The 6,738-nt window shown below is 53.6% G+C and carries 3 protein-coding genes and 2 pseudogenes; 2 read left to right on the top strand and 3 right to left on the bottom strand.

Annotated features, from left to right (window positions below; translation table 11 throughout):
• The first annotated feature begins 366 nt into the window (after positions 1-366).
• Both rimO and sanA read left to right on the top strand, forming a co-directional pair.
• A pseudogene (gene rimO, locus ACTBDZ_RS13430) lies at positions 367-1,700 on the top strand (30S ribosomal protein S12 methylthiotransferase RimO).
• A 177-nt stretch (positions 1,701-1,877) separates the two neighbouring features.
• Positions 1,878-2,690 (top strand): outer membrane permeability protein SanA, encoded by an 813-nt coding sequence (gene sanA, locus ACTBDZ_RS13425; RefSeq protein WP_438815695.1) that lies wholly within the window; start codon positions 1,878-1,880, stop codon positions 2,688-2,690.
• Here sanA and yeiB read toward each other — a convergent pair.
• From yeiB to ACTBDZ_RS13410, 3 genes and pseudogenes are all read right to left on the bottom strand, one after another.
• A pseudogene (gene yeiB / locus ACTBDZ_RS13420) lies at positions 2,687-3,799 on the bottom strand (DUF418 domain-containing protein YeiB); the annotation flags it as partial. The gene sanA and the pseudogene yeiB sit on opposite strands and share 4 nt — an antisense overlap.
• A gap of 93 nt (positions 3,800-3,892) precedes the next feature.
• The gene (folE, locus tag ACTBDZ_RS13415) at positions 3,893-4,561 is read right to left on the bottom strand and encodes a GTP cyclohydrolase I FolE (RefSeq protein ID WP_438815694.1); all 669 of its coding nucleotides are present in this window, start codon (positions 4,559-4,561) and stop codon (positions 3,893-3,895) included.
• Positions 4,562-4,775: 214 nt separating this feature from the next.
• Complete coding sequence (locus ACTBDZ_RS13410; RefSeq protein ID WP_438815693.1) at positions 4,776-6,452, bottom strand: methyl-accepting chemotaxis protein; 1,677 nt, start codon at positions 6,450-6,452, stop codon at positions 4,776-4,778.
• Positions 6,453-6,738: the final 286 nt, after the last annotated feature.

The raw sequence follows: 6,738 nt of genomic DNA, 5'->3' as shown, positions 1-6,738 counted from the left end.
ATCAAGGTTACGGATGGTAACGTGGGGAGTACTCATGCTGATTGGTCTGCAAAAAGCAGTAATAAATTCAGAACGTCAGAATACCGTCAAGTCCCGAAAAAAGAAAAATCAGGTGCGGAATGACGGAAACAGCATGGTAGGGCTCCTTGGCAAGGCATTTCACTAACTGTAGGCAGCGCGGCCACGGCACGCAAAAAAAGCAGCGACGTTTTACTTTTCTTGACGTTAGTGCGTCCAGAACACGTAAATCACACGCCTGATAGCACATGTCGCCACGTTCTCGCATTACCCCCACACTTAGCTGTATAATGTTTGCTGTAATGCCATTAAAATCCCGCGCCATTGATGCAAAGTGAGTAACGTTGAATGTCCCACACAAAAACACCTGCCGCCGCGCCGAAAGTCGGTTTTGTCAGTCTCGGTTGCCCGAAAAACCTGGTCGATTCCGAGCGTATCCTGACCGAATTGCGCAATGAGGGCTATCAGGTTGTGCCAACCTACGATGACGCCGAAGTGGTTATCGTCAATACCTGCGATTTCATCGACAGCGCGGTGCAAGAGTCGCTGGAAGCCATTGGCGAAGCACTGAACGAAAACGGCAAAGTGATCGTTACCGATTGCCTCGGTGCCAAAGAGAACCAAATCCGTGAAGTGCACCCGAAAGTGTTGGAAATCTCTGGGCCGCACAGCTATGAGCAGGTGATCTCGCATGTGCATCACTATGTTCCCAAACCGGCGCACGATCCCTTTACCAGTCTGGTACCGGCGCAGGGCGTCAAACTGACCCCCAAGCACTATGCCTATCTGAAAATTTCTGAAGGCTGCAACCATCGCTGCACCTTCTGCATCATTCCGTCGATGCGCGGCGATTTGGATAGTCGCCCCATTGGCAGCGTGCTGGATGAAGCCAAACGCCTGGTTGAAGCGGGTGTGAAAGAGCTACTGGTGATTTCGCAGGATACCTCAGCCTACGGTGCCGATGTGAAGCAGCGCACTGGCTTCTGGAACGGACAGCCGGTAAAAACCAGCATGGTCAGCTTGTGTGAACAGCTTGCCTCACTGGGCGTGTGGGTGCGGTTGCACTATGTTTACCCCTATCCACATGTGGATGATGTGATTCCGTTGATGGCCGCGGGCAAGATCCTGCCCTATCTGGATATTCCATTGCAGCACGCCAGCCCGAAAATTCTCAAGCTGATGAAACGCCCCGGTGCGGTAGAACGCACGCTGGAGCGAATCAAACAGTGGCGCGTAATGTGTCCCGATCTGACGCTGCGTTCCACCTTTATTGTCGGTTTTCCCGGTGAAACCGAAGAAGATTTCCAAATGCTGCTCGATTTTCTGAGCGAAGCGCGGCTGGATCGCGTGGGCTGTTTCCAATACAGCCCGGTTGAAGGCGCAACGGCAAACGAACTGCCGGAAGCGATCAAAGAAGAACGTTTCCACCGCTTTATGGCGCTATGGCGCTGCAACAGCGTATCTCCGCGGAACGCTTGCAGGAGAAAATCGGCCGCACATTGCGCGTACTGATCGATGAAGTGGATGGCGAAGGCGCGATTGGCCGCAGCATGGCCGACGCACCGGAAATCGATGGCAGCGTCTACCTTAACGGCGAAACCAACGTCAAAGTGGGCGATGTTGTGCAGGTGGTTATCAAACACGCCGATGAATACGATCTGTGGGGCAGCCGGGTAAACTAACCGGATCTCACACCGCACAAACCGGCTCGCTGGCCGGTTTTTTTTGCCTGCTTTTCGCGCAATCGCACAACAATCAATCAATAATCGGCTATTACCTTGGCTATGGCTTGCTTACGCCAGACGGGTAAAGTAGCCTTTGCTCATGATCATTTTTCTCATTTTGATACCCGTATGAGCATATGGAAGCGCCTGATAGTCGGTTCAGGTATTGTTCTTTGCGTATCATTACTGTCAGCATTCGCTCTGGACCGGTGGATTGGCTGGAAAACGGCCCCCTACATCTATGACGATTTAGCTGCATTGCCGGAGCGTCAAGTGGGCGTGGTGCTGGGCACGGCAAAATATTACCGCGTTGGCGCATTGAATCAGTACTACCTGTTCCGTATTCAGGGGGCTATCAATGCTTACAACGGCGGGAAAGTCAGCTATTTGCTGCTCAGCGGCGACAACGCGCTGCAAAGTTATAATGAGCCGATGACCATGCGGCGCGATTTGATCGCGGCGGGCATTTCACCCAGCGACATTGTGCTTGATTACGCGGGGTTCCGCACGCTGGACTCCATTGTGCGCACGCGCAAAGTGTTTGATACCAACGATTTCACGATTATTACCCAGCGCTTCCACTGCGAACGCGCGCTGTTTATCGCTATGCATATGGGCATTCAGGCACAGTGTTATGCGGTACCCTCACCGAAAAACATGATGACGATCCGGCTGCGTGAGGTGGGTGCCCGACTTGGAACGCTGTTCGATCTCTACATTCTCAAACGCGAACCCCGCTTCCTTGGTCCGTTGGTGCCTATCCCGGCAGAGCACAAAATTGCCAAGGACGAGCCTGATTATCCTGCTGTCCCCCCCGAATTGCTCAGTACGTTAGACAATCCACCCGCTGAAAAAAGCATGACGGTAGCGCCGACGCAAACGCTACAGCACCACAACAACCATAATGCGGGTGCTACCACTATCAAACGAGGTTACCGGCCAGATTAACGCGAAGGCTCGGCAATCAGCCTGGTTAAGCGTCGCCATCCCCATTCCAGTGGTCCTTGTTCGAAATTACGCAGCCAGTAGTGCGCCGCTAAACCGTTAATCAACCAGACAAACGGCACAATGCCCAGCAATTGCAAACGGTCGAACTGCATAAAACCGCCCCAATAATAAAAGAATCGGGTACAGATCAGCGTCTGCAACAGATAGCTGCTCAATGCCATCCGTCCGATGTCGCCTATCCAGGAGGATACCCGCCATTGTCGTAACGTTGACCAATACCCGTAGCAGAGTGCCAGATAACCGATAGCTTGAATCGGCGCGGCAATATCGCGAGGAATTTGCAGCAACAGCCCGCTCCAGCGGTACTCCCAGGCAAGATGCCACTGCAACACCATGCCGACAGCGTCAATCAGCAGTCCCCCCGCGATGAACCACAGCGCAACCTTGCGATAGTGCGCCGTGCTGAATTCACCGCGCAGCCAACCGCTACGCATCAACTCGGCGCCCAGCAGCAATGAGCCTGCCAGCAGCCAACCATATTGCACGCCCAGCGACAATAAACTCTCGATCAGAAGATCCACGCGATTGCGCCACGCTTCTACGCCCCCCAGTTGGAGCCAATAGGCCTCGTAGGCCATGTCTGCGTCACCCGGCAACCAGTAGCGCCCCGGCTCCGGGCTGAGAATCTGGCTTAACACCACCAGCATGCCAACGCCTACGGCGTACATTACCACGCCCATACGCATCAGCATGCGACTGCTGTCCGCCTGTCGGATCATGGTAAAGCAGAGCAAGCCGATCAGGCCGTAATCCAGCAAGATATCGCCATCCCACAGGAAAATACCGTGCAACAAGCCAATCAGCATCAACCAGAACAGGCGCGCATGCACCCAACGCGTACCTCGCGGCAGCAGCAGTTGTAAGCCTGCACCAAACAACAGGGCGAACAGTGTCAGAAACTTCGCCTGCGCCAGCAGATCCATCACAGCCCAGGTCAGGGCATCGCGCAGTGCGGGATAACCAGCGTAGGCAGGGTTAAGATAGGCCGCTTTGGGCAGACCGAATGCGGTGATATTGAGCAATAAGATGCCCAATACGGCAACGGCGCGACGATGACGGAGAGAGAGACTTCATAGGCGTTTGTGCCAACCCAATGGGACGCATGCCGCCGACAGCCACACCTGGTGGCTGCGGCACAACGATCAGTGCTGGTGGTGACGCACAGCGCGCAAGAATTCCTGACGCGTATTCTGGCTCGATTTGAACAGACCACCCAGCGATGTGGTGGTCGTCGCACTGGTCGCATCACAAATACCGCGCGCCTTGACACAGTAGTGCACGGCATCAATCGATACCGCGACGTTGCTGGTGCCGAGCAGGGTTTGCAGCGCGACAAGAATCTGCTGGGTCAAACGCTCTTGTACCTGCGGACGCTGTGCAAAAAACTGCACGATACGGTTGATCTTCGACAGGCCAATCACTCCTTCCTTCGGGATATAAGCGACGGTTGCCTTGCCATCGATGGTGACAAAATGGTGCTCGCAGGTGCTGGTCAGTGTGATATCACGCACGGTAACCATTTCATCCACTTTCATTTTGTTTTCAATGATGGTGATTTTTGGGAAATTGGCATAGTCCAACCCGGCGAAAATTTCATCCACATACATTTTTGCGATGCGATGCGGCGTTTCTGCCAGGCTGTCATCTTGCAGATCGAGGCTCAGCAGATTCATGATTTCGGTCATGTGTTCGGCGATGCGCGCCTTGCGGGTGGCGGAATCCAGCAGCGCGCCGCGCAGCGGGGTTTCCAGACCGCGCGCCAGCAACGCTTCATGAACCAGCGCTGCTTCGCGACTCAACGTGGGGGTCATTCTCTTTCTTCTCCGGCAGGTGTGACATTCCAAGCGCGTTCACTCTAGTGGAGTGACGCAGGATTATCCAGTGATTGTACTTCATCATGGGTGAAATAGGTTCAACTTCATGCCGGGCGATAGCGGATCGTGGAACAAAAAAAGCGTCAGACGAGTTCGTCTGACGCTATAGGATAACAGGGTGCTTATGGTGACAGTGTTACGCCGCTGGGCGTCAGAACGTCTCCCAGTTATCGTTTGCTGAGGCACTTTTCTTGCTGCTAGCTAACAGCGCAGGCGCGGGAGTCGCACTTTTGCGCGGCAGCGCAACGGCAGGTGACAGATTCTTATCCTGCGCAGAGAGTTTGAACAGCGCAACGGCTTCGGTAAGCTGACGCGCCTGATCCTCCAGCGATGCAGCCGCCCCCGCCGATTGCTCCACCAGCGACGCATTCTGCTGCGTCACGCCGTCCATCTCAGCAACCGCTTGCCCGACTTGACTGATACCACGACTCTGCTCATCAGACGCATTGGCGATCTCCCCCATTAGATCGTTAACCCGCGTCACCGCTACAATAATGGCATTCATCACATCACCGGTTTGAGCTACCTGCTCGGAGCCTTTACCCACCCGTTGTACCGACTCGGCAATCAGCGTTTCAATCTCTTTGGCCGCCTGAGCGCTGCGCTGTGCCAGATTGCGTACCTCACCGGCGACGACCGCAAACCCACGTCCTTGTTCACCCGCTCGCGCGGCTTCCACCGCAGCGTTCAACGCCAGGATATTGGTTTGGAACGCGATGCCGTTAATCACACTGGTAATATCAGCAATCTTTTTCGAACTGGTGGTGATGCTGGCCATGGTTTCCACCACGTCAGATGCCACTTCGCCGCCGCGCCGTGCGGCCACTGCCGCATCCTGCGAAAGCGTACTCGCCTGATGCACGTTGTCGGCATTCTGCTTCACCGTGGCGCTCAGTTGCTCCATGCTGGCAGCGGTTTCGGCCAAGGCGGCGGCCTGCTGTTCGGTACGCGCCGAGAGGTGGTTATTGCCACTACGAATCTCACTTGAGCCTTGATAGATGGCAGCAGAACTGTCGCGAATGGTGGAGACCGTACCAATCAATTTATTCTGCACGTCTCTGAGGTAAGGGATCAGTTGTCCCACGCAGTTACGCCCAAACTCGATGACCGGGCTGTCAAGATCGCCATCTGCCATCACACGGAAATGGGCCTTGATATCATTTAACGGCCGCACCAGATAGTTCACCAGGTAACGATCGGTGAGCAATAGCATCAAAGCACCGACCACCAATGCCGCCAGCAGCACACTTCTGCCCCATGACAGTAAAGAATAGACCTGCTGCAACGACTCGGTTGAACGCGACGTAATGCTGTTCTGGTATTTTTCCATCGCGCCACCAAAAGCAACGCTGAGCGGTGGGTAGGTGTTCATGAACAATTGTTGAAACACCTCGGGTTTATTCTCTTGCGCTGCCGCAATCATCGGCTGCAACCCATTGCTGATAACGGCTTGCCAGGTGTTGACCATGGCAGCAGCAATCTCAGGATCGACGATAGAATGATCGGTATTTTTGAATTGTTCTAAAGCCTCGCTGGTGTGTTTTAATGCGGTCGCGGCGGCGGTCAAGGTTTTTTCAGCGTCTGCGCTGTTACCGACCTGCTTAAAATCCATTGACCGCACCATGCGCGTCACAGTACGGAAATATTGGTCATTACCTCTCGACAACATTTCTACATTTTTTTTCTGTATTTCGCTCGCTTTAAGTAGCCCTGTCATTTTGCTTAATGATGACATGCTATAAAGGGAAATTTCGGCCCACAACAGCAGAAAAGCCCCCAAAATGATAAGAAGCATTGCCCTGATGGTGATATTTCTTAAAAAGTTCACGGATGACTCCTGTAACCAATTCAGCGATCTTCTTTTACGCTTTTTGTCTGTTTTCCGCGTATTCATCGAGATCGGCCGTCACTGCGTGACACATGGGTCATGCGCCACAACGTATCAAACACTCCTTGTCGTGTAACAAAAAAAACATTTACCGGTCTTAACTAGGCTGTGTCCCTTAATTGCTTGAGCTATAGTATCCATCTGTTTCTACGACACTTTGGATTATGGCTCGCTACGATCTTTCTGATGAAGCATGGGCAATCATTGAGCCCTTGTTACCAACCGT

The organism is Symbiopectobacterium sp., assembly GCF_051710365.1.
In the GTDB taxonomy this organism is placed as follows: domain Bacteria; phylum Pseudomonadota; class Gammaproteobacteria; order Enterobacterales; family Enterobacteriaceae; genus Symbiopectobacterium.
The sequence above is the reverse complement of the archived record's forward strand: the minus strand, read 5'-3'. Positions and strand labels throughout refer to the sequence as shown.